The organism is Vibrio marinisediminis, from assembly GCF_014050145.1.
Taxonomy (GTDB): domain Bacteria; phylum Pseudomonadota; class Gammaproteobacteria; order Enterobacterales; family Vibrionaceae; genus Vibrio; species Vibrio marinisediminis.
On record NZ_JACFYF010000109.1, the window covers coordinates 1 to 325 of the forward strand.

1 protein-coding gene is annotated in these 325 nt (G+C 27.1%); it reads right to left on the bottom strand.

The window, feature by feature from the left end; all coding sequences use genetic code 11:
* A partial coding sequence (locus H2O73_RS23575; RefSeq protein WP_220457704.1) for a hypothetical protein occupies nucleotides 1–183 on the bottom strand: 183 nt, incomplete at its 3' end.
* Between the last annotated feature and the right edge of the window lie 142 nt (nucleotides 184–325).

The window sequence follows — 325 nt, forward strand, 5'->3', positions numbered from 1 at the left end:
ATTGTACAGCATAGATACCATAACACAAACTGATAATTCAACTATACTTAACACATCATTATCTTGAGACACAATCACCATTGCGGCTATAGAACCTAGACAACTTTGAAAGATAATAGTTAAAGCTATATACATTAAAAAATGCTTCTTATAATCAGCTAATAAATCAGCATAAAAACTCATAATTTATCATTTTAAATTAGACGATAAAGTTCTATGCCCTATCTTTGTTATTTTATGATTCTAATCATAAGGTTATGATACCCGAAAATATTTTATCAAAGTACAATCCTACTTTAAAAACATATAAAGTTGGGCAACTAAT